Genomic DNA, 22,794 nt, shown 5'->3' on the forward strand with positions numbered 1-22,794 from the left:
GGCATGAGCGCCCCCGAACCCGACCTGCCCAGGGATCCCGCCGCGTATCGTGGCAAGCCGCTGATGGGGGCGGGCTTCTGGGCGCTGATCGCGTTCGGCGTCCTGTGCGTGCTGGCCGGCGCGGGGGTGGCGATGTTCGGTCCGAGACTGCTGCCGGCCGGGGTCGAAACCCCGCCGCTCGCCCAGGCGCAGCCGGCGGCCGGGTCCGCGCCGCCCGCCACCCTGCCCATCGTCGTCGCCTCGCCGACCGCGGACGAGGTGGCGCGCCTCAACGCCCGCATCGCGACCCTCGAGAACCAGGGCGCGCGAACCACGGAGGCCGCCGCCGCCGCCCTGGCCGCGGCCCAGTTGGTCGACGCCAGCCAGGGTTCGAGGCCGTTCGGGCGCGAGTTGGCGACCCTGCGCGCCGCGGCCCCCGGCCTGCCTGAGCTGGCGCGCCTGGCGCGGCTGGCGGAGACCGGCGCCCCCAGTCGCACGGCCTTGGCGGCCAGCTTCCCGCCCTACGCCGCCAAGGCCGCCCGCCGGGCGCGCAAGCCGCCCAGGGATGCAGACCTCGCCCAGCGCATCGCCTATGTGGCGGCCAAGGTCGTCGTGGTCCGCCGGGTGGATGAGACCGTGGGCTCCAGCCCCGACGCGATCCTGGCCCGCGCCGAGCTGGCGCTGCAGGAGGGTCAGGTGCTGCCGGCGCTGAAGGCGTTGGACGGCCTGCCGCCGAAAGCCCGCGAAGCGCTGGCTCCCTGGCGCGCCGAGGCCGAGCGGCGGGCCGAGATCGACCGCGAGGTCGCTGCGCTCCGCAGTCGCGCCGTCCGCGCGCTGCAGGCCCCGGGACCGGCCGCATGATCCGCGCCGGCGTCGTCCTGATCCTGATGACCGCCATCGTGGTGGGCGCGCTGGCGCTCAGCGACGATCCGGGCCGCGCGACCGTGGTCTGGCTGGGCTGGCGTGCGGACTCCACGGCGGCGGCGGCGATTCTGATCGCGCTCACCTTCGGCCTGCTGGCGGCGGTGGTCTGGCGCACGATCCTCTGGGTGCTGGATACGCCGCGCCGGGCCGAGCGCGCCCGCACCGAAGCGCGCCGCCGGCAATCCAACGACGTCCTGGCCCGCGGCTTCCTGGCGGTGGCGGCCGGCGACGGCTCCGAGGCGCTGCGGCTCTCCAAGAAGGCCGCCGAGCTGGCCGCCGATGCGCCCGGCCTCGTGCGCGTTCTGGCCGCCCAGGCCGCGGAGGCGGCCGGCGACGTGGCTCAGGCCCAGGCCGCCTATACCGCCATGCTGAGCTTCCCCGAGATGCGCCTGGCCGGCCACAAGGGCCTGATGCAGCTCGCCCTGGCGCAAGGGGCGCGCGAGACGGCGCTGCGCCACGCCCAGGAGGCCTATGGCGAGGCGCGCACCGCGCGCTGGGCCTGGCGGGCGATCCTGGAATCGCGGCTGGAGGCGGCGGACTGGGATGGGGCGCTGGCGCTGGTGAAGGGGGCCCTGGACCGCAAGATCGTGCCGCCCATCGTGGCCGAACGCGCCCGCGCCGCCCTGCTGGCCGCCTCGGCGGCCCAGCTCGAGCATGCGCCCGAGCCCCGGGCGCGAGCCCAGGCGCTGGACCAGGCGACCGAAGCGGCTCGTCTGCAGCCCGGCTTCGCCCCCGGCGTGGTGATGGCCGCGCGCCTGCTGGCCGAGGACGGCAAGGTCGGCCGCGCCGCCTCCACCCTGGAGAACGCCTGGCGCGCCGCGCCGCACCCGGCCCTATGGCTGGCCTATCGCGACCTGCGCACCGACGAGACCCCGCGCGAACGCGCCCAGCGCCTGGGCCAGCTCGCCGCGGTGAACCCCACCCACCGCGAAAGCCTGCTGCTCTATGTCGAACAGGCCCTGGTGGCCGGCGACGCTACCGCAGCGCAGGAGGCGGCCAGGGCCCTGGAGGGCCAGCCCGTCACCGCGCGCATCGCCGGGCTGATGGCGCGCGCCGCCTATGCCGCGGGCGCGGTCGACGAGGCGCGGATGTGGCTGGCCAAGGGGATGAGCGCCCCGCCCGAGCCCGACTGGTCCGACCTGGATCCCGAGGGCCGTCCCTTCGCCTACCACGCCCAGGACTGGGCTCGGCTGGCCATCGCCTTCGCCGAGACCGGCGAACTGCTGCATCCGCGCCTGGAGCGGCGCGAGCGCAGCCTGCGCGAACTGCCGGAGCTGCCGATCGCCTATGCCGACGCCGGCCCGATGCTGACCGAGCCGGTCCTCTACCCGGTGGACGAGGGCTACCAGGAACCCGAAGCCCCGCCCGCGGCCGTCCCGCCACGCCGGCCTGGACCCAGGGCCCGCGAGTGACCCGCATCGTCTATCTCGCGCCCTACGCGAGCTCGAGCTCCGGCGGCAACAAGCTGACCTTTCGCCATGTGGAGGCTCTGAGCGCCTTGGGCTTCCGGGCGGTGGTGCGCCGCTCGGCGCAGGCGGAGCTGCCGACCTGGTTTCGACACGAGGCTCCCACCGAGGACGGCTCCGCCCCCCTGCATGACGACGACATCCTGGTCGTACCCGAGGACTCGCCCGAGGCGATGCGGCAGTGCGCGGCCCTGCCTAACCGCAAGGTGATCTTCTGCCAGAACCCCTATGCGCTCGCGAGCTACGGCCTGGCCGACCTGCCGGCCGAGCTGAAGCCGCAGTACCGCACCTTCATGGCCTGCGGGGTCGGGGTGGCGGGCCTGATCGCACGGTTCTTCGACTACGACCTGATCTCCGTGGTGCCCGGGTTCGCCGACGCGCGCATGTTCCGCCCGGCGCCCAAGGAACAGGTCATCGCCTGCTCGCCGCGGCGCCGGAAGGTGGAGCAGCTCGCCATTCGCTACATGTTCGAGCGCCTGCATCCCAACGCGCCGGCCTGGCGCTGGGAGGTCATGGAAACCTGCACGGAGGACGAGGTGGCCGCGATCATGGGCCGCGCCTCGGTGTTCCTGAGTCTGGCGCGGATGGAGGCGCTCAGCCTCACCACCCTGGAGGCCATGGCCAGCGAGTGCCTGATCGCAGGCTTTACCGGCATAGGCGCGCGGGAGTTCGCCAGCGCGGTCAACGGGATCTGGGTGGATGAGGACGACTGCGAGGCGGCCGCCCACGCCCTGGTTCGGGCGGTGGCCCTGGCCGAGCGGGGCGGGGGCGCCCAGGCCCTCATGCGCCATGCCGCGGCCCAGACCGCCGCCCAGTGGAGCCACGCCGCGTTCGTCCAGGCCCTGGGCGCGTTCTGGCGCGACCGGATGGGCGTGGCGGCGTGACGCTTTGCAAATCGAGTTCGTGCGGGTAAAAGCCCGCGTCCCCGGACAGGAGCCGCCTTAGCTCAGCCGGTAGAGCGGCGCATTCGTAATGCGTAGGTCAGGTGTTCGAGTCACCTAGGCGGCACCATCCATCTCCGGGTTTCTCCTGAAATCGCCTTCGGGCCTCGGGGCGCGGCATCGGCCGCCGCTGCGGGTGGGCCACAATGTCGCGGCGGCGGCGGCTCGATTCCTGCAGGTCGCCGGCATGGATGAGAACATCGCCTATCTGCTGGAACTGCGCCTGAAACTGCGCGGCAACCGGGAAGGCCTGGCCATCGTCGACCGCTGCCTCCGCCTCATCGCCCGGGCGGCCGACGCGGATGGAGACACGCTGCGGGCTTTGGAAGCCGAGGTCGCCGCGCTGGGCGACGAGCTGGCGCTGCGCTTCGGGGCGCCGGGCGCGATCTCCCTGCACTAGCCATGGCGGGCTCGCTGCGGCCGCGACGGGTTTTCGGACATTAAACTTGTATGGGCCGGCGATCATCAATTGCCGTTATCGAATAGAAAACTCGAAGTAATGCCTGCGAACTTAGAGGTTTCGCTTGCGGTCCCTGCAATATCCCGGAAATATTTGCGCCGTCCCTTGAGGCCGAGTGGGCGGCCTCGGCGACGCGGCGGATGGCGGTGAGGATTCGCCGCGCGGATGCGTCCCTGGTCTAGGTCAGACGGGCCCGGGGATAGGCCGGAAAAAGGGGATGCGGGTGTCTTACAGCTGGAGCAAGGTTCGCGTGTTGGGGGCGGTGGCCGCAGTGGCGGTCATGGGACACGCCCAGGCGGCCACCGTCCGTGGCCCCGTCACGGCCATCGTCGACGCCACGGTCTTCGACGGAACCGGCGCGGCGCCCAGGGTGGCCACGGTGATCATCCGCGACGGGCGCATCGCCGACGTGGGCCCGGGGTTGCGGCCCCCGGCCGGCGCGACCGTCATTCAGGCCAAGGGCAAGGCGCTGCTGCCCGGGTTCTTCGACCTCCACACCCACTGGACGCCGGGCGGCGCCCCGGCGGTCGCCCCGCAGATCGCCAGCGCCTATGCGGCGTCCGGCGTCACCACGGTGAACGATTTCCACCAGCCCCCGGAGGCCTACGAGCCCCGCCGCCGCTGGCTGACGACCCTGACCACACCGCACGTGAACTTCACCGCGCGGATCAGCACGCCCGGCGGCCACGGCGCCGACTGGGCCGACGAGGCGACCACCAAATGGGTCAGCACGGCGGAGGGCGCCCGCGCGGCCGTCCGTGGCCTGCTCCCCTACAAGCCCGACGCCATCAAGGCGTTCGCCGACGGCTGGCGCTACGGCGCGGGTCCCGACAACAGCAGCATGGACTACTGGACGCTGTCGGCCCTGGCGGACGAGGCGCACAAGAACAACCTCAAGGTCCTGACCCACACCGTCACGGTCGAGCGCGGCAAGGTCGCCGCCCGCGCGAAGGTCGACGTGATCGCCCACAGCCTGCAGGACCGCGAGGTCGACGACGAGGTCTTGGCGCTGATGAAGGCCAACGGCACCACCTACGCGCCGACGCTGGCCGTCTACGAGCCGATCAAGCCCGGCCAGCCGCAGCCTGCCAACCGCGACGACGCCCGGCTGCAGAACGCACTGAAGAAGTTCGGCTACGCCCTACACAACGTGAAGACCCTGCACGACGCCGGCGTCACCATCGCGGTCGGCACCGACGCCGGCATGCCCGGCACGCCGCACGGCGCTGCGACCCTGCGCGAGATGGAACTGCTGGTGCAGGCCGGCCTGACCCCGACCGAGGCGCTGATGGCGGGCACCGCCAACAGCGCCAAGGCCATGAACGAGCTCACGGACCGCGGCACCATCGAGAAGGGTAAGCGCGCCGACCTCGTGTTGATCGACGGGACGCCGTGGGCGCAGATCGGCGACATCCGCAAGACCGAGCGCGTCTATATCGACGGCAAGCTGGCGTTCGGACCGGGCTTCAAGCCGACACCTGCCGACGGGCAGCCTTCCATGCCCGCCATCAAGGCCAAGGCCCTGGTGGATGACTTCGAGCGCCCGGATGGCCGCACCCGCGCCGACACCCTGCGCCTGGACGACATGGACGGCGGTCACGACCGTTCGGTGCAGGTTAGCCAGATCGCCGTCCGCGGCGGCCAGGACCACGCCCTGCTGCTGGCCGCCAAGATGGCCCAGAAGGAAGATCCCTCCGCAGGCGTGCTGCTGCCGCTCAGCCGTGGGTCGGTGGAGCCGGTTGACGCCAGCGCATTCAAGGGCGTGCGCTTCGACGTGCGCGGCGACGGCGGGGACTATGCCTTCACCGTCGGCACGCAGGGCGGCCGCTGGCGCGCGCCGATCAAGGCCGGCGCGGAGTGGACCACGGTGGAGATTCCGTTCGACAGCCTGACGCGGGCGCCCGGCCGCGGCGCCTCCTCGTCAGCCGCCTGGACCGGCGCCGACCTGATCGACCTGGGGTTCAGCGGCGGCCGCGAGGCCGGCCAGCGGCTCTGGCTGCAGATCGACAACGTCACCTTCTACTGACCGCCAAACGACTGACGCCTGACGAATGAAGACTGGGGAAAATCGCCGATGAAGTTCAACCGCGCGTTCTCGGGCGCCGCCGCGGCGCTGGCCCTGTGCGCCCTGCTGGCCGCGCCGCTGGCCCAGGCCGCCGCGCCCGTCACCTCGCCCAAGGAGGCGTTGGGCCACGACATCGGCGACGACTACTTCCTGGCGAACTACACCCAGCTCGAGGCCTATTTCAAAACCGTCGCCGGCCAGTCCGACCGCATGAAACTGGTGGAGATCGGCAAGACCGAGGAGGGCCGAAGCGAATACATGGCGATCGTTTCCTCGCCGGCCAACCTCGCCAAGCTGGACCGCTACCGGGAAATCGCCCGTAAGCTGGCCAAGGCCGAAGGCGTCAGCGAGCAAGAGGCCCGGGCGCTGGCCGCCGAGGGCAAGGCGGTGATCTGGATCGACGGCGGGCTGCACGCCACCGAGGTCGTGGCGCCCCAGGCGCTGATCGCCGCGCTGCACCAGTGGCTGACTCGCGACGACGCCGAGACCAGGCGCATCCTGGACGACGTGATCATCCTGTTCGGCCAGGTGAACCCGGATGGGATGGAGCTGGTTTCCAACTGGTACATGCGCAACTCGGACGAGAAGAAGCGCGAGTTCGGCAGCCTGCCGCGGCTGTACCAGAAGTACATCGGCCACGACAACAATCGCGACTACTACATGTCGGCGATGAAGGAGACGACGAACGTCAATCGCGTCTTCTTCCGCGAGTGGTATCCGCAGATCATCTACAACCACCACCAGACCGGACCGGCCGGCACCGTGGTGTTCGTCCCCCCGTTCCGCGACCCCTTCAACTACAATTACGACCCGCTGGTGATGAGCACGCTGAGCGAGGTCGGCGCGACCATGCACAGCCGGCTGATCGCCGAGGGCAAACCGGGCTCCACCATGCGCAGCGGGGCCACCTACTCCACCTGGAACAACGGGATGGAGCGCTCGATCACCTACTTCCACAATGCGGTCGGCCTGCTGACCGAGATCATCGGCAACCCGACGCCGACCGAGATCCCGCTGCTGGCCAGGAACCAGATCGCGCGCAACGACCTGCCGGCGCCCATCGCGCCGCAGACCTGGCGTTTCCGCCAGTCGATCGACTACTCGCTGACCATGAACTACGCGGTGCTGGACTATGCCTCGCGCAACCGCGAGCGCCTGCTGTTCAACATCTGGCGGATGGGGAACAACTCCATCGAGCGGGGCCGCGAGGATAGCTGGACCGTCACGCCCAAGCGCATCGAGGCGCTGGAAGCCGCGGCCAAGGGCAAGCCTCTGGTGGGCTCGGGCCGCAACCAGGGCCTGCAGCCAGACCTCTTCAAGCAGGTGCTGCGCGACCCCGCCAACCGCGACCCGCGCGGCTATGTCATCCCCGCCGACCAGGCCGACCTGCCGACGGCGGTGAAGTTCCTCAACGCCCTGATCAAGACCGGCGTCGACGTGAAGCGTGCGACCAGGCCGTTCACGGTCGCGGGCAAGACCTATCCGGCGGGCTCCTATGTCGTGAAGGCCGACCAGGCCTACCGGCCGCACGTGCTGGACATGTTCGAGCCGCAGGATCACCCGCACGATTTCGCCTATCCGGGCGGCCCGCCGATCCCGCCCTATGACTCCACGGGCTACACGCTGGCCCTGCAGATGGGCGTCGCGTTCGACCGGGTGCTGGACGGCTTCGACGGGCCCTTCGAGGCGGTGCCCGACCTCATCGCGCCGCCGGCGGGCCAGATCGTGGGCTCGGGGAAGGCCGGCTACCTGGTCAGCCATGAGGTCAACGACAGCTTCATCCTGTCCAACCGCCTGCTGAAGGCCGGCCAGGCGGTCTACTGGCAGAAGGCGGCGACCAAGGCGGCCGGGCGGCCGTTCGCGCCCGGCGCGCTCTGGATTCCCGCCACCGCCCAGAACCGCGCCATCGTCGAGAAGGCCACGCGCGAGCTGGGGCTGAAGGCCTACGCCCTTGGCGCGGCGCCTTCGGGCGAGAAGCTGAAGCTGAAGCCCGTGCGCGTCGGCGTGGTCGACAAGTACGGCGGCAACATGCCGGCCGGCTGGACCCGCTGGCTGATGGAGCAGTACGAGTTCGACTACCAAGTGGTCTATCCGCAGCGCCTGGACGCCGGCGACATCGCCAAGGATTTCGACGTCCTCATCTTCGCCAACAACGTCATGTCGGCCGACGAGTTCGGCGAGGGCAGCGGCCCCCGCCAGCCCAAGCCGGAGGACATCCCGGCCGAGTTCCGGCCCTGGCTGGGCGAGGTCACGCGCGACAAGACCGCGCCCCAGATCGCGACCTTCCTGAAGGCCGGCGGCGCGGTCGTGGCGGTCGGCAATTCCTCGCGACTGGCGGAAATGCTGGGGACCCCCGCGCCCAGCGCGCTGAACGGCGCCGACGGCAAGCCGCTGCCGCGCAACAGCTTCTACATCCCCGGCTCGTTGCTGGAGGTCAGCGTCGACAACACCCAGCCGCTCGCCTATGGCGCGCCCAGCCGGATGAACGTCTTCTTCGATCGGAGCCCGGCGTTCGCGGCGGGTGTCGGGGCCCGGGCAGCCTGGTATCCGCAGGGCGACGTGCTGCGCAGCGGCTGGGCGGTCGGCCAGGAGAAGCTGGGCGGCGCCGGCGCGGTGGTCGAAGTCCCGCTGGGCAAGGGGCGGCTGTTCCTGATGGGGCCGGAGGTCGCGCAGCGGGCCCAGTCCCACGCGGCCTTCAAGTTCCTGTTCAACGGCTTGCAGTACGGGCCCGCCATCGCCGGCGATCGCTAGCCGGCCGCCATCGCCCCGGAGGTCGGGGCTGCCCGAGCCGGCGGATCGTGTCTCGAGCGGCGGATCCTCGGACGCTCCGGTGAGGGTTTCGCCCCGCTCTCCGTCGAAGGACAGGTCGCCGCCCAGACGCTGCTCTCAGCGCTCCGGCGACGAGAGGATCCGATGCCGATCACGGCCCCACATCCCGGCCTCGGCGAGCCGGCGCTCGAGGAAGCCCTCAGCTGGCTTCTGAGGTTGCGTGAAGACCTGTCTCTCGAGACGGTCGAGGCCTTCGCCGCCTGGTGCGCAGCCTCGCCGTCGGCCGGCGAGGCGTGGGACGAGGCGCTCCGCCTGTGGACCTTGGCGGGTGTGGCCCTGGCGGTCGAACCCGCGGGTTAGCTCACGCCGCGTCGCGATCGATCCGCAGGGCCCGGATCGCGCGGATCAGGTGCTTTTCCACGGCGCTGACGGTGATCCCTTGGTGGGCCGCCACGGTCTTGAGGCTCGCGCCGTCCACGCGGACGGCGACCAGGATGGCCCGCGTCCGCTCGGGAAGCGCGGCCAGCACCCGCTGTGCGGCCTGCACGCCCTGGCGCGCCGCCAGCACGCGGTCGGGCGAGACTTCGTCGTGCGGCAGCTCGGCTTCGAGCAGTTCGCAATGCAGGCCGCCGCACCGGCTCTTCTCGTGCCGATGGCGGTCGATGAGCGCGGCGGTCGCAACCTGGTAGAGGTAGCGCTGCGGGTACTGGACCTCCGCGCCGTCCACCCGGTGGATCAGGCGAACGAAGATGTCCTGAACGAGGTCGTCGACTTCGCTGGCCGGCAGCCGCTTTCGGAGGTAGCCCCGCAGCTGGGGCACATGCGGCCAGACCGCCGTCAGCACGCCGTTTCCCCGGCACGCCGCCGGGACAGAGACGTCCGCCGCCGCCGTGGCGCTCAACGCGGACCTCGCGAGGCGACGGCGCACGCCGGGCCCCAAAATCGCGCCAGATGTCCTGTGGTCCCCACATCCGCCCCCGAGATGACCGGCTCACTGTCCCATGGCCGCGGGCAGAAAATCCTCACTCGCCTCGACCGAAAAGGTCAGAAAATTGGGATAAACATCCACAAAAACTGTCACAAAGCAGTGGTGATCAGTCGGATTTGTGAGATCGATCGGGAACGGTTGTCTTCGGCAGCGGCAGCGCCGTGGTGTTCTTGATTTCTTCCATGGCGAAGGTGGAGCTGACGTCCGTCAGGCCGACCGCGTTCACCAACCGGCGATAGACCGCGTCATAGTCCGCGATGCTCGGCGTCCGCACCTTCAGGAGATAATCGGCATCGCCGCTCATCCTATAGAACTCGACCACTTCCGGGATCGCGGAGACGGCCTCCGAGAACGTCCGGAACCATTCGGCGCCGTGGTCGCCGGCCCGCACATTGACGAAGACGGTCACGCCGATCCCCAGCGCCCCGGCGTCCAGCAGAGCCACCCGCCGCTTGATGACGCCCTGGTCCTGCAGCCGCCTGATCCGGCGCCAGCACGCATTGTTCGAGAGACCGACCCGCTCGGCGACCGAGGCGATCGACAGCGCGCCATCCTCCTGCAGCGTCGCGAGGATCCGCACGTCCATGGGGTCCAGGGTGACCCGGCCCGCTGTAGCCTTGGCGTCCATATCCGATCCCTGCAGCCCGGGCCGCCTAATACGCCGCGATGCCGGGGAAGACGACGCCTGGCTGCGGTCGCCCAGGCAAGTCCGCCCGGATGCCCATGGTGCGGGCTGCATGGCCAGGGCGCATGCCCGCGCGCCGGTGCGAGGCGCTTTTTTTCTCCGCGCCGGTGAGGAAAGCTGTGCGCCGCTCGTCAACGAATGCGGGCGTGGCGCCGGCCGGCGTCGCGCCCACATGCCCGCCGTGGAACCGTTAAATGCCCCGATCCTCCCGTCTCCGCTTCGCCGGATCCGCGCTCGTCGCCAGCCTCCTGCTGACGGGGGTCGCGGAGGCCAAGGTCGCAGCCGGCGAACGCCGCGAACTGCTGGCCCTGGTCGACAAGGCCGGCCCGCACATGGGCGAGGTGGCCCACCAGATCTGGGACTTCGCGGAGGTGGGCTACCAGGAGACGAAGAGCTCCGCCCTGCTGCAGGCCGAGCTCAAGGCCTCCGGATTCGACGTCGAAGCCGGCGTGGCCGGGATGCCCACCGCCTTCGTCGCGCGGTTCCGCAACGGCGACGGCCCGGTGATCGCGATCCTCGCCGAGTACGACGCCCTGCCGGGCCTGGCGCAGCGGGCGGAACCCCAGCGCGCCGTCATCGCCGGCCAGGAGGCGGGCCACGCCTGCGGTCACCACATTTTCGGCGCCGCCTCCGTCGCCGCGGCCCAGGCGGTAAAGGCCTGGATGCAGGCCAACAATGTGAAGGGCGAGATCCGCGTCTATGGCTCGCCGGCCGAGGAGGGCGGGTCGGGCAAGGTCTATCTGGTCCGCGCAGGCCTGTTCAAGGACGTCTCGGCGACCCTGCACTGGCATCCCTCCGACGCCAACGACGCGTCCCAGACGATCTCCCTGGCCAATGTCAGCGGCAAGTTCCGGTTCACGGGCGTCTCGGCCCACGCTTCGGCCTCGCCGGAGAAGGGGCGCTCGGCGCTGGATGGGGTCGAGGTGATGAACGTGGCGGTGAACTACATGCGCGAGCACGTGCCCGACGGCACGCGCATCCACTACGTCACCACCGACGGCGGCCAGGCTCCAAACGTCGTGCCCGACAAGGCCGAGGTCTACTATTACGTCCGCCATACCGACCCGCTGGTCGTGCGCGACGTCATCGGCCGGATCCAGAAGGCGGCCGAGGGCGCGGCCATGGCCACCGAGACCAAGGTCGCCTTCGAACAGACCGGCGGGGTCTACAACATGCTCCCCAACGACGCCCTTGGGCGGTTGATGGACGGCAACCTGCGCGAGGTTGGCGGCGTGAAGTGGGACGCCAAGGATACGGCCTTCGCCCAGGCGATGGCGCCTCAGCTGCCGTCCGGCAAGCGCACGCTCGCCAGCGCCGCCCAGGTGCAGCCCTACCGGATCGGCGGTGGAGGCGGCGGCTCGACGGACGTGGCCGACGTGAGCTGGGTCACGCCCACGGCCGGCATGACTGCGGCCACCTGGGTCCCCGGCACCCCGGCCCACAGCTGGCAGGCCGTCGCGGCGGGCGGCACGGACATGGCGGTCAAGGGCGGGGTCGTGGCGGCCAAGACCCTCGCGCTCACCGCCGCCGACCTGCTGCGGGATCCCGCGATGATCGCGAAGGCCCAGGCGGAGCTCGTCGAGCGGCGCGGACCGGATTTCACCTACAAGGCCATGGTCGGTGACCGGCCCCCACCCTTAGACTACCGCCGCAAGGCGGGGGAGGCCCGGCCGTGAGCGGACCCATCCGCTTCAGCGCGCTCGCCGCATCGGGCCTGTGGCTCGCGGCGTCAGCCCACGCCGCGCCGCTGCAGTTCGAACGGCTGCCGATCCCCGCCCTGGACAAGCCCGGCGCGCTCGCCAACGCCTGGGCCGACTACGATGGGGACGGCGACCTCGACCTGGCCACTGGCTTCAAGGACGGCTCGGTGATCCTGCTGAGGAACGACGCGGGCAAGCTGACGCCCTCCGGCGTCCCGTTCGACGTCGGCGGCCGCGACGCCCGCGCCTTGGCGTGGGGCGACTACGATGCCGACGGCGACCCCGATCTCTACGTCGGCACGTCCGCCACGCCGCGCCATCTCAACCGGCTGTTCCGCAACGACCGCGGCGGCCGCTTCGCCGAGGTCGGGGCGGACCTGGGCGTGTCGCCGGCCGACGCCACGACCCGGCAGGCCTCGTGGATCGACATCGACCGGGACGGTGACCTGGACCTGTTCGTGGCCCAGCGCGCGGCGCCCAACCAGCTGTTCCGCAACGAGGGCGGCAAGTTCCGGGAGGTCGCCGCCGAACTCGGCCTGGCCGACCCGCGCAAGAGCGTCGGCGCCTGCTTCTTCGACGCCGATCAGGACGGCGACCTGGACGTCTTCGTCGCCAACCAGGCCGGCGACCGGGACGGGTTCTTCCGCAACGACAATGGCCGGTTCACGGACGTCGCCGAGACCCTGGGCCTCACGCCCCTGGAACGCCCGGCGGCGGATGGCTCGGTGGGCTGCGCGCCGGGCGACTACGACAATGACGGCGACTTCGACCTGTTCGTCGCCGCCTACGGCAAGAACCGGCTCTATCGCAATGACGGCGGGACCTTCGCCGAGGTGGCGGAGGCCGCGGGCATCGTCGGCGAGGACCACTATGTCGCCGGCGGCTGGGCCGATGTGGACCAGGACGGCTGGCTCGACCTCTATGTGACCACCTTCCGCACGCCGAACCCCAACCTGCGCGACCACCTCTACCGCAACCAGGCGGGCCGGTTCGTGGACGAACTGCCCGAGAGCCTCGCCGTGGTTCCCGCGGACCATGGGGTGCAGTGGGCGGACCTCGACGGCGACGGCGACCTCGACCTGGCGCTGACCCACAACGACGACAAGGTCGGCGGTGGCCGTGTCTATCGCAACGACAGTCCCGACGCCGCCCACCGCGGCGCGCTGAAGGTCCTCGCGCTCGACACCGGGGGACGGTCCGTCGTCCCAGGGGCGGAGGTGCGGGTGCGCGACGCGGCGGGGCGCCTGCTGGGCGCGCGGCTCGTCGACACCGGCGGCGGCTACGATTCCCAGAACGCCATGTCCGTCCACGTCCCGACCGGCGAGGCCCGGCGCCTCACCGTCGAGGTGACCTACCTCACCGCCCAGGGCCGCCGCGCCGTCACGGTCCGGAACGTCGATCCGTCCCGCCTGGCCGGCAAGGCGCTCCGCGTCCGCCAGCCCCGCCCGTGAACCGCCTGTCCGCCCGGCTGGGCCTGCTCCTCGCGGCGGCCTGCGCGGCCGCCGCCGCGCCGGTCGACGCCCAGACCCCGCGCAACGACCGCGCGGCGGTGCTGCCCCGCGATGTGCTGACCACCGACGATCCCCAGCGGATCCCCAGGCGGCCGCCGCCAGGCGTCGGCAAGCAGCTGGTCCTGCGCGGCGGCCGCGTGTTCGACGCGGTGCGAGCCACCGCCTATCCCGCCAGCGTCGTCATCGAAGGCCGCGTCATCAAGGCGATCCTGCCCCCGGACCGGACGGACTGGGCGGCCGACGCGACCGTCGTCGACGTGGCCGGCAAGACGGTGATGCCGGGCCTGATCGACCTGCATGTGCACATGACCTATCCGGACCCCGACACGCCCCTCGACGAGCAGGCGACCGAGGGCTCGGGCGTGCTGCGCGGCGCGCGCAACCTCCGCTATTTCCTGGAATCCGGCTTCACCTCGGTGCGCGATCTGGGTGGCGTGCTGAACGCCCCGTTCCAGCTCGCCCAGTGGAGCGCCGCCGGCCAGATCCCTGCGCCCCGGGTGTTCGCCGCCGGCCACATCATCACCGGGACCGGCGGCCACGCCACCGAGCGGCCGGTCACACCTAACCACGGGCCCGCCTACCAGTGGGAGCGCGATGGCGCCGACGCTTGGCGCGGCGCGGTGCGCGCGGCCTTCAAGGAGGGCGCCAGCGTCATCAAGATCGCCAGCCACTTCACGCCGGAGGAGGTCGCCGCGGCGGTGGACGAGGCCCACACTCTGGGCCTGCCGGTCACCTGTGATTGCGAGACGATCTACATCGAGCGCGCCGTGGCGGCCGGGGTCGACATGATCGAGCATCCGCTGCCCCGCACCGACGCCACGATCGCCGCCATGGGCCGCAAGAAGATCGCGTCGGTCCCGACGCTGCAGGTCTACCAGAACGTCCTGGACACGGCCGGCGGGTTCTACGGCTCCACGTCGCGCCGCTTCAGCATGACCAGCCAGTCCAACTTCGACGTGTTCAAGAAGCTCAGGGCGGCCGGCGTCGTCATGGGGGTCGGCACCGACACCATCGGGCGGGTCAACCAGATGACCCCGAACCCGTACATCGCGGAGCTGAAGTGGTTCGTGAAGGGCGGCTATACGCCGGCCCAGACGCTGATCGCGGCGACCCGCACCAATGCCGAACTGCTCGCCATGGGCGACAAGCTGGGCACGCTCGAGGCGGGGAAACTCGCAGACGTGATCGTGGTCGACGGCCGCCCGGACGAGACCCTTGAGGACCTGGCGCGCATAGACCAGGTGATCAAGGACGGCCGCATCTGGGTGGCCAGGGGCCAGGTCGTCCTGCCGAGGCATGTCTCCGCGCCGCTCGCCAAGCCGTCTCCGCCCGTCGATGTGAACTGAGCGAGGCGCCCGAGGCGCTCGGGTGAAAAATCTTCCGCGGAAGGTGCGTGTTTTCGCCCGCGGTTCGTCATCAGGAAGTGCGGGCGGGGCGTGTTCTGGATCCGGTCAGTTTCCAGGTGATCCCCCTCACAAAACCTACCGTCCGACGCGTCCCGTTCGCACACCTCAAAGGCCGAGCTCCAGACATGACCAAGCGATCCCTGTTCCTGTGTTCCAGCCTCGCGGGCCTCGTGCTCGCCTCGTCAGCCGCGGCGCAGGAGGGCGGCGCGGAGTCGGTGTCGGAGGTCGTGGTCACCGGCAGCCGGGGGCAGGCGCGAACGGTCGTATCGAGTCCCGCGCCCATCGACGTGATCAGCGGCGAACAGCTCGAGCGCCTCGGCGGCGCGGCGCCCTTGCGGGACGCCCTGACCCAGCTCATCCCGTCGTTCCAGGCCCAGACGGTCGGCTCCTCGTCCTGGGACAGCCTGGCGCGGCCCGCCGGCCTGCGGGGCCTGGGCGGCGTGCATGTGCTGGTCCTCGTGGATGGCAAGCGCCGCCACAACAGCTCGCTGCTCAACCTCAACACCGGCAACCTGTCCAACGGCGGCAACCCGGTCGATCTGGACCTGATCCCGTCCAGCGCGATTTCGCGCATCGAGGTGCTGCGCGACGGGGCCGCGGCGCAATATGGCTCGGACGCCATCGCCGGCGTGATCAACGTGATCCTGCGCAAGGACCGCGACGGCGGACGGCTGAACGTGAACGCCGGTCAGCGCTTCTCGTACAACGGGGTCTCCGATGGCGAGACGCTGCAGGCGGACCTCTTCCACGGCTTCGCGTTCGGGGAGGACGGCTTCGCGACCGTCGCGCTCGACGCCAAGACGCAGCACGACTCGCTGCGCGGCGTGGACCTCACGGGGCAGCTCTATTTTGCGCTGCCGGGCGGGGTGGCCGACCCGCGCGAAGCCACGGCGTACCGGTACCAGCTCTACCGTGGGGGCCTGCCGAAGACCAAGGCGGCGAACCTCTCGCTCAACGTCGGCCAGACCCTCGGGGGCGCGGAGGTCTACGGCTCGGGGACGCTCAGCTTCCGCGACGCTGTGGTGGGCCAGGGCTTTCGTCGCCCCAACAGCAACCAGAACCTGCTGCAGCTCTATCCGGACGGCTTCGCGCCGAACTACACGCTCGACGAGCTCGACTTCCAGACCACCGCCGGCGCGCGCTGGGAAGCAGGCGGCTGGAACCTCGACCTCAGCACCACCTACGGCCGCAACCGGGTCGATCACGGCTCCAGCAACACCCTGAACGCCTCGCTCGGACCGACGAGCCCGACGGAGTTCCACACCTTCCGGTCCACCTTCGAGCAGTGGACGACCAACCTCGATCTCAATCGCGAAGTCGAGGTGTTCGGCGGACGGCCGCTGACCCTCGCCGCCGGGGCCGAGTACCGCTGGGAGCATTACGAGACGAAGGCCGGCGATCCGGCGGCCTACGCGGCGGGGAACTACGTCTACCCCGCCGGCTACGGCAACCTGGGCGGCCGCGCCGCCAGCGTCGGCGCCCAGGGCGCCGTGATCCTGACCCCCGCCGACGAGGCGGACGTCTCGCGCGCCAACTACGCGGCCTACGTCGACCTCAGCCTGGACGTCACCGATAGGTTCCTGGTCGCCGCCGCCGGCCGCTACGAAGACTACGATGACGCCGCCGGCGACGTGCTGAGCGGCAAGCTGTCGGCCCGCTACGAGTTCAACGACGCGGTGGCCTTGCGCGCCACCGTCAGCAACGGTTTCCGCGCGCCTTCGCTGTCGCAGTCGGGCTACGCCCAGACGGCCAACCAGGCCAACATCATCAACGGCGTCTTCACCTTCGTGGAATCGAAGACCGTGCGGCCGGATTCCCCGGTCGGCCAGGCGCTGGGCGCCCAGCCGCTGAAGCCGGAGAAATCCACCAACTACAGCGTCGGCCTAGCGCTCACCCCGTTCACGGGCTTCAGCGCCACGGTGGACGCCTATCGGATCGAGCTGCGCGACCGCATCGCGCTCACCGGCCTGCTGTCCGGGACCGGGGTCGCCGCGGTGTTGGCCCGCAACGGGTTCCCGACCAACCTCTCGGTGCGCTACTTCGCCAACGCCATCGACACCAACACCAAGGGCGTCGACGTGGTCGCGTCCTATGCCCATGAGATCGGTGACCTGGGCCGGCTGCGCTACACGCTGGGCTTCAACTGGAACAAGACCACCATCGCCGGCATCGCGCCCAATCCGCCCGAGCTCGCCGGCCTGGGCCTGACCCTGTTCGACCGCCAGCAACAGGGCAGCGCCACGCGCTCGACCCCGCGCACCAAGCTGCTGCTGGGCGCGGAATGGACCTACGACCGCTGGCGCGTGAACCTGCGCGAGAGCCGCTACGGCAAGTTCGACAGCATCAACAACAACCCCGCCTTCGACCAGCACTACGGCGCGAAGTGGCTGACCGACCTCGAGGTCGGCTACGAGGTCAGCGATAGGATCTCGGTGGCCGTGGGCGCCAACAACATCTTCGACGTCTATCCCGACCGGAACACCGTCGCCGACACCAACGGCTTCGCGCCCTTCGGCGGCAACTCCCCGTTCGGGGTGTACGGCGGGTACTACTACGGCCGCCTGACGGTGAACTTCTGATCCTTTGGTTCAGTCGCCCATGTGCGGGAGGTCGCAGGCCTCCCGCACATGGGCGACGACCTGGGCGTGGGTGGCGAACCAGCCGTTCATGGACCTGGCCATCCGGATGACCTCGTCGAGGATCCAGATCCGCGAGCGCGCGCCAATGATGTGCGGGTGCATGGTCAGTTGGAAGACCCCGCCCTCCTGGGCCGCGCCCTCGAGTTCGCGCCGGAAGATGTCCAGCACCGCCTCGGGCGGGGTGTAGGGGCGAAGGCCCGCGAAGCGGTTCATGCCGAAATAGACGGCGTCGTCGCGGATCCACTCGACCGGCAGCTCGACGACGCCCGTGGGCCGTCCGTCCATCTCCAGCTCGTAGCAGTCGTCGTCCGCCATCAGCGAGCTGTCGTAGGCCAGCCCCATCTCGCAGATGATCCGCAGGGTGTGCGGGCTGAAGTCCCAGGACGGCGTGCGGATCCCGGTTGGGCGCATCCCGCTGATCGCCTCCAGGGTCTCGGCGGCGCGGAGCATGAGGTCGCGCTCGGCGTCGTACGGGAGGGTCGAGTTGAGCTCATGGATCCAGCCGTGGATCCCGATCTCATGGCCCTCGGCCACGACCCGCCGCTGCTCGTCCGGATGCAGGAGGGCCGAGACCGCCGGCACGTAGAACGAGGCCGGCGTCTGATGCCGGGCCAGGATGTCCAGGATCCGCGGCGCGCCCCGGCGGGCGCCGAACTGGCCCCAGCTCTGCCGGCTGATCGAGCCGCCGCCGTCCCGCAGGTCATTGGTCTCATGGTCGCTGTCGAACGAAAGCGCCACCGCGAACGGCGCCCCGCCCGGCCAGGCGCTAGGCGCCAGCCGACGGCCGGCGCGAACCCGGTCCACGAGACCCCGCCAATGGGCTTGCGGCCATTGCCACGGCTCCAGCCCCGCGGGCGTGTGCTCGGTCGGCACGCCTCCGTTCACCGAAAGGATCTCACCGGAGATGAACCCGGCCCGGCGTCGGCCTCCGCGGCGCCCCCGCGCACACGCAACTGCTGGCCCAGGTCGCCGGCGGCGGCCATCACCGCAGCGACCACCTGCTTGCGCTTCTCGTCGAACCGGTTGGTGACGCAACCCATGTTCAGGGCGCCGAGGACGTGGCCGTTCTCATCCAGCACCGGCGCCGCCACCCCCGTGCCCCCGAGCGCGAATTCTTCCATGACGATGGCGTGGCCTTCCTCGTGGACCCGCGCCACGATGCGCAGCACTTCCTCGTCGTCGGTCACGGTGTGCCGGGTGACCGCCGGGAACGGGCCGTGGCCGATCAGGTCACGCCACTCCGCGCGCGGCCGACGCGAGACCAGGACCCGGCCGATGGCCGTGCAGTAGAGGGGGATCGGGCGGCTGACGTTGGCGCTGTAGCGAACCTCGACGTCGGCGACGACCTGGGTGATCACCTTGGCGTAGCCCGGCGTGTCGAAAACGCCGAAGGTCATCGACTCTCCCAGTTCCTGGCTCAGGCGCTCCATCACCGGCCGGGCCGCCGCGATCAGGCGGGCGTAGGGATCCGTGACCCAGCCGAACGCGCCCGCCCGGTACTGGTCGGTCAGCAGGTATCGGTCGCTCAGCGGGTCGCGGTAGGCGTAGCCGCGGTTCACCAGCGTCCGCAGCAGCATCAGGGTGCTGCTCTTCGGCGCGTTCAGCCGCGTGGTCGCTTCGCGCAGCAGGACGCCGTCTCCGCTCGCGGCGATCAACTCGACGAGGTCCAGGACCCGGGCGGCGGAAAGGACATTGTCGGTCATCTATATGAATGTCGTTCTCATGCTTGAACGCATATTCATCCCCTGGCTGAGCTGACGTCAATCGCCGAACCGGCGTGTTTCGCGGGCAGGCCCGCGGGACCTTTCCAAGTATCCAAGGGAGCAATGCCGCCGAAGCGGATTTTAGTTGTGGAATTCATCAGGCGCCGGCGTCGGACAATCATGGCGCCGCGAGGAGCGATCGCGACTGGATTGTCGCGGCACCTGCAAGTGCCGGAGTTTCGTCTCTATTGGAGGTTGTGCCCATGTGATACCGAAAGCGGCGTCGCTGCTGTCCCTGCGTCACATTGTGGGCGCCGTGGGACTGATCGATGAGCAATCGTTATTGAACGATCCACGAACAGTTGTTTGACGGGGGCGGGCGCCGCCGTCCACTATCCTCGTCGGCGGGCGCCAAGTGCGCCGGGGCCGGATGAGGGGAAAACAAGATATGATGGGCAGACCATCGCGGGGCCGGATGGCCTTGCTTGCGACGAGTGCGATCTGTGCGGTCGTCGGTTTTGGCGGTTCGAGCTGGGCGCAGGGCGGGTCCGACCCGAGCACCGTGGACGAAATCGTGGTGGTCGGGTCCCAGATCCAGGGATCGAAGGTCACGGCCGCCCTGCCCGTGACGGTGGTGGACGCAACCCAGATTCAGGCGACGGCGGCCGGATCGGGCGACGAGCTGTTCCGGACCATCCCGCAGGCCGGCAACGTGACGTTCAACTCGAGCTTCCTGCCAGGCTCGTCCAACTCGGCGCGCGGTGACGTGAACTCGATCAGCCTGCGCAACCTCGGCGCCGGCAACACCCTGGTGCTGATCAACGGCCGCCGGACGGTCTACCACCCGACGACCCAGGCCGAGTCCCTGGTGCCGACCTTCACCTACAACACCAACGCCATCCCGGTGGCGGGCCTGCGCAGCATCGAAGTGCTCCGCGACGGCGCGGCCGCCATCTACGGCACCGATGCGGTGGCCGGCGTGGTCAACACCGTCCTGCGGGACGACTTCGACGGCAGCCAAGTCGAGTTCCAATACGGCACGGCGCCGGGAACCAACCTGCGTGAGGGCCGGCTGACCGGCCTGGTCGGCAGCAACTTCCAGGACGATCGCGGCAACATCACCCTCTTCGGTTCGCTGGAGCGGCGCTCGGCCCTGCTGGCGTCCGATCAAGACTACACCGCCTCGTCCGACAAGCGCCCGCTGTATGCGGGCACCGAATTCGCCAACACGGTCAGCCTCGACGGCCGGTCCGCCACGACCGGCTTCGGCGCCTTCCAGGCCGTGGGCGTGACGAGCGCGATCCGCCAGGGCACGACGGCGATCACGGGCGCCACCGGCATCTTCCACTACTCGCCGCAAGGGGTGAGCTGCACCGTGGCGGTCGGCCCGGGCCTCTGCGTCGTGCCAGGAACCTTCAACACCACGACGGACCGGGCTCGCCTCGTCGACACCCTGGGAACGAACAAGGCCTCGGTCATCCCGCAGGCCGACCGGACCAACGTCTTCCTGACCGGCCACTACGACATCAACGAGGACGTCACCTTCTTCGGCGAGGCGGGCTACTACCACGCCCGCACCGAAGGCAACGTCGCCGCCTATAACAGCGTCGGCACCTCGCCCACGATCACCATCGGGCCCAACGCCTACTACAACCCCTTCGGCGCTACGACGCTCGCCAATGGCCAGCCGAACCCGAACCGCCTGCCGAACCTGGTGGGCGTGCCCGCCGGCGGCCTGCGCCTGACGTTCAACACCTATGGCCTCGTCGACCTGGGTCCGTCGCAGGTGATCGTTGAGAACGACCAGATCCGGGTGCTGGGCGGACTGAAGGGCAAGAAGTTCGGCTTCAACTGGGAAAGCGCCGCCTTGTACTCCGAGGCGACGGTGGACGACCTGTCCTACGCCCTGGACGGCACGGCCTTCTCGGCGGCGGTGAACCGCACGACGCCGGACGCCTACAACCCCTTCAACGGCATCGGGACGTCGAACCTGATCACCGGCGGCGACCAGACTCCGTCGAGCGCCGCGGCGCTGGCGGGGCTGATCATTCCCATCACGCGCGCGAACAAGACGACGCTGGCCCTCTGGGACTTCAAGGTGAGCCGGCCCGACCTGATTTCGATGTGGGCGGGCGACATCGGCATCGCGGCCGGCGTCGAGGTGCGGCGCGAGACCTATCGCGACAACCGCGACGACAACGTCGACGGGACTATCCCGTACGTCGACGCGATCACGGGCCCGTTGATCGGCGGCGCCGTCGCCTTCGGCAACATCCCGGGCACTTCGGTGTCGCCCGACGTCAGCGGCCACCGGACCGTGAAGTCGGCCTACGCCGAACTGGCCATCCCGCTGGTCTCTCCCGAGATGAACATCCCGCTGGTCAACCGCGTGGAGGTGCAGCTGGCCGGACGCGCCGAGGACTACAGCGACGTGGGCAGCGTGGCGAAGCCGAAGGTGGCGGCCGCCTGGGATATCATCCCCGGCTTCCGCCTGCGGGGCTCCTGGTCGCAGGGCTTCAAGGCGCCGAACCTGGAGCAGATTAACGTCAGCCAGGTGAGCCGCACCAACAACCGCCAGGACTACTACTTCTGCGAAGCCGACCTCCGCGCTCGGCGGATCACCAGCTTCACCCAGTGCGCCCGGTCGCGGACCACACGCGCCGTGCGCGCCGGCAACCCCGACCTGAAGCCGGAGACCTCGGAGAGCCTGTCCTACGGCATCGTCTTCCAGCCGGAATTCATCCCGCCGGAGTTCGGCCGCCTCATCATCACGGCCGATGTCTGGAAGATCAAACAGAAGGGCATCATCGGCCTGTTCGGCGAAGGCAACGCGGTCATCCTCGACTATGTGCTGCGGCTGCAGGGCTCGTCCAACCCCGCGGTCCACCGCCTGGCTCCGACCCCCGACGACATCGCGGTGTTCGCGGGCACCGGCCTCACGCCCGTGGGCTTCGTGGAGTACGCGGACGACAAGTACGTCAACCAGCTGCCGCAGGTGGCCCAGGGCGTCGACGTCGGCGTCAACTATCGCCTGGACACCGACCGCTTCGGCGACTTCACCGTGGACGTGAACGTCGCGCGCCTGGACAAGCTCTACCAGTCCCCGACCGAGGGTCTGGCCCTGCTCCTGGAAGCGCGCGCGGCCGGTCAGATCAACGCCGGCACGATCATCACCGGCGGTCAGGACATCGTCGGGCAGAACGGCACGCCGGAGTGGCGTGGCACGAGCTCGGTGACCTGGCGCTACAACAACTTCACCGCCAACTGGTTCACGACCTACACGGGTGAGTTCTATTCCACGGCGCTGACCTACGCGGCGGGCGGCTTCTACAAGGTGCCCGACACCTGGGTGCACAACGTCTCGCTCTCGTACACTTTCGAGGAGGGCGGCAAATACCTGGAAGGCACGCGCGTTCTGGTCGGCGCGCGCAACGTCTTCGACAAGGATCCGCCGCTGGCGTCGACCGACGGCTACCAGGCCTCGGTCTACAACCCCTACGGCCGGTACCTCTACTTCAACATCCGCAAGACCTTCTAAGCCGGGTGACCAGAGCCCCT

The 22,794-nt window shown here is 70.1% G+C and carries 16 protein-coding genes and 1 tRNA gene; 13 read left to right on the forward strand and 4 right to left on the reverse strand.

Translation table 11 applies throughout. From position 1 onward, the window contains the following. The first annotated feature begins 3 nt into the window (after positions 1 to 3). The 8 genes from EPO51_RS14010 (at position 4) to EPO51_RS14045 (ending at position 8,964) form a co-directional block, all read left to right on the forward strand. Positions 4 to 840, forward strand: coding sequence for a COG4223 family protein (locus EPO51_RS14010; protein WP_293351522.1), 837 nt, complete (start codon positions 4 to 6; stop codon positions 838 to 840). Further along, positions 837 to 2,315, forward strand: coding sequence for a heme biosynthesis protein HemY (locus EPO51_RS14015; protein WP_293351524.1), 1,479 nt, complete (start codon positions 837 to 839; stop codon positions 2,313 to 2,315). The genes EPO51_RS14010 and EPO51_RS14015 overlap by 4 nt, the downstream gene beginning before the upstream one ends. Beyond that, on the forward strand, positions 2,312 to 3,253 hold the full coding sequence (locus tag EPO51_RS14020; protein WP_293351526.1) for a glycosyltransferase: 942 nt from the start codon (positions 2,312 to 2,314) through the stop codon (positions 3,251 to 3,253). The genes EPO51_RS14015 and EPO51_RS14020 overlap by 4 nt, the downstream gene beginning before the upstream one ends. A 51-nt stretch (positions 3,254 to 3,304) precedes the next feature. Beyond that, a tRNA-Thr gene (locus EPO51_RS14025) sits at positions 3,305 to 3,380 on the forward strand. Positions 3,381 to 3,497: 117 nt separating this feature from the next. Continuing rightward, a complete protein-coding gene (locus EPO51_RS14030) occupies positions 3,498 to 3,710 on the forward strand; it encodes a hypothetical protein (RefSeq protein ID WP_293351528.1) in 213 nt (70 codons plus the stop codon). Positions 3,711 to 3,987: 277 nt separating this feature from the next. Continuing rightward, positions 3,988 to 5,796 (forward strand): CIA30 family protein, encoded by a 1,809-nt coding sequence (locus tag EPO51_RS14035; protein ID WP_293351530.1) that lies wholly within the window; start codon positions 3,988 to 3,990, stop codon positions 5,794 to 5,796. Between the two features lie 48 nt (positions 5,797 to 5,844). Next, a complete protein-coding gene (locus EPO51_RS14040; RefSeq protein ID WP_293351532.1) occupies positions 5,845 to 8,586 on the forward strand; it encodes a M14 family metallopeptidase in 2,742 nt (913 codons plus the stop codon). Positions 8,587 to 8,748: 162 nt separating this feature from the next. Then, complete coding sequence (locus EPO51_RS14045; protein WP_293351534.1) at positions 8,749 to 8,964, forward strand: FecR/PupR family sigma factor regulator; 216 nt, start codon at positions 8,749 to 8,751, stop codon at positions 8,962 to 8,964. A gap of 1 nt (position 8,965) precedes the next feature. Here EPO51_RS14045 and EPO51_RS14050 read toward each other — a convergent pair whose 3' ends face one another. After that, complete coding sequence (locus tag EPO51_RS14050; RefSeq protein ID WP_293351536.1) at positions 8,966 to 9,532, reverse strand: RNA polymerase sigma factor; 567 nt, start codon at positions 9,530 to 9,532, stop codon at positions 8,966 to 8,968. A gap of 166 nt (positions 9,533 to 9,698) precedes the next feature. Next, positions 9,699 to 10,220: an Lrp/AsnC family transcriptional regulator gene (locus tag EPO51_RS14055; protein ID WP_293351538.1), complete on the reverse strand. Its 522-nt coding sequence runs from the start codon at positions 10,218 to 10,220 to the stop codon at positions 9,699 to 9,701. A gap of 251 nt (positions 10,221 to 10,471) precedes the next feature. On the opposite strand from EPO51_RS14055, the gene EPO51_RS14060 reads away from it, so the two are divergent. The 4 genes from EPO51_RS14060 (at position 10,472) to EPO51_RS14075 (ending at position 17,473) form a co-directional block, all read left to right on the forward strand. Next, a complete protein-coding gene (locus EPO51_RS14060; RefSeq protein ID WP_293351540.1) occupies positions 10,472 to 11,953 on the forward strand; it encodes an amidohydrolase in 1,482 nt (493 codons plus the stop codon). After that, positions 11,950 to 13,428 (forward strand): FG-GAP repeat domain-containing protein, encoded by a 1,479-nt coding sequence (locus EPO51_RS14065; RefSeq protein ID WP_293351542.1) that lies wholly within the window; start codon positions 11,950 to 11,952, stop codon positions 13,426 to 13,428. The genes EPO51_RS14060 and EPO51_RS14065 overlap by 4 nt, the downstream gene beginning before the upstream one ends. Continuing rightward, positions 13,425 to 14,834, forward strand: coding sequence for an amidohydrolase family protein (locus EPO51_RS14070; protein WP_293351544.1), 1,410 nt, complete (start codon positions 13,425 to 13,427; stop codon positions 14,832 to 14,834). The genes EPO51_RS14065 and EPO51_RS14070 overlap by 4 nt, the downstream gene beginning before the upstream one ends. A 185-nt stretch (positions 14,835 to 15,019) precedes the next feature. Further along, positions 15,020 to 17,473, forward strand: a complete 2,454-nt coding sequence (locus tag EPO51_RS14075) for a TonB-dependent receptor plug domain-containing protein (RefSeq protein ID WP_293351546.1) — start codon at positions 15,020 to 15,022, stop codon at positions 17,471 to 17,473. 9 nt (positions 17,474 to 17,482) lie between these two features. Here EPO51_RS14075 and EPO51_RS14080 read toward each other — a convergent pair whose 3' ends face one another. Together EPO51_RS14080 and EPO51_RS14085 are read right to left on the reverse strand one after the other, a co-directional pair. Next, complete coding sequence (locus EPO51_RS14080) at positions 17,483 to 18,406, reverse strand: polysaccharide deacetylase family protein (protein WP_293351548.1); 924 nt, start codon at positions 18,404 to 18,406, stop codon at positions 17,483 to 17,485. A gap of 8 nt (positions 18,407 to 18,414) precedes the next feature. Then, positions 18,415 to 19,236, reverse strand: a complete 822-nt coding sequence (locus tag EPO51_RS14085; RefSeq protein ID WP_293351550.1) for an IclR family transcriptional regulator — start codon at positions 19,234 to 19,236, stop codon at positions 18,415 to 18,417. A gap of 448 nt (positions 19,237 to 19,684) precedes the next feature. On the opposite strand from EPO51_RS14085, the gene EPO51_RS14090 reads away from it, so the two are divergent. After that, positions 19,685 to 22,774 carry a TonB-dependent receptor domain-containing protein gene (locus EPO51_RS14090; RefSeq protein WP_293351552.1) on the forward strand — a complete coding sequence of 1,030 codons (3,090 nt, stop codon included), beginning with the start codon at positions 19,685 to 19,687 and terminating at the stop codon, positions 22,772 to 22,774. Positions 22,775 to 22,794: the final 20 nt, after the last annotated feature.

The organism is Phenylobacterium sp., from assembly GCF_004297125.1.
Classification (GTDB): domain Bacteria; phylum Pseudomonadota; class Alphaproteobacteria; order Caulobacterales; family Caulobacteraceae; genus Phenylobacterium.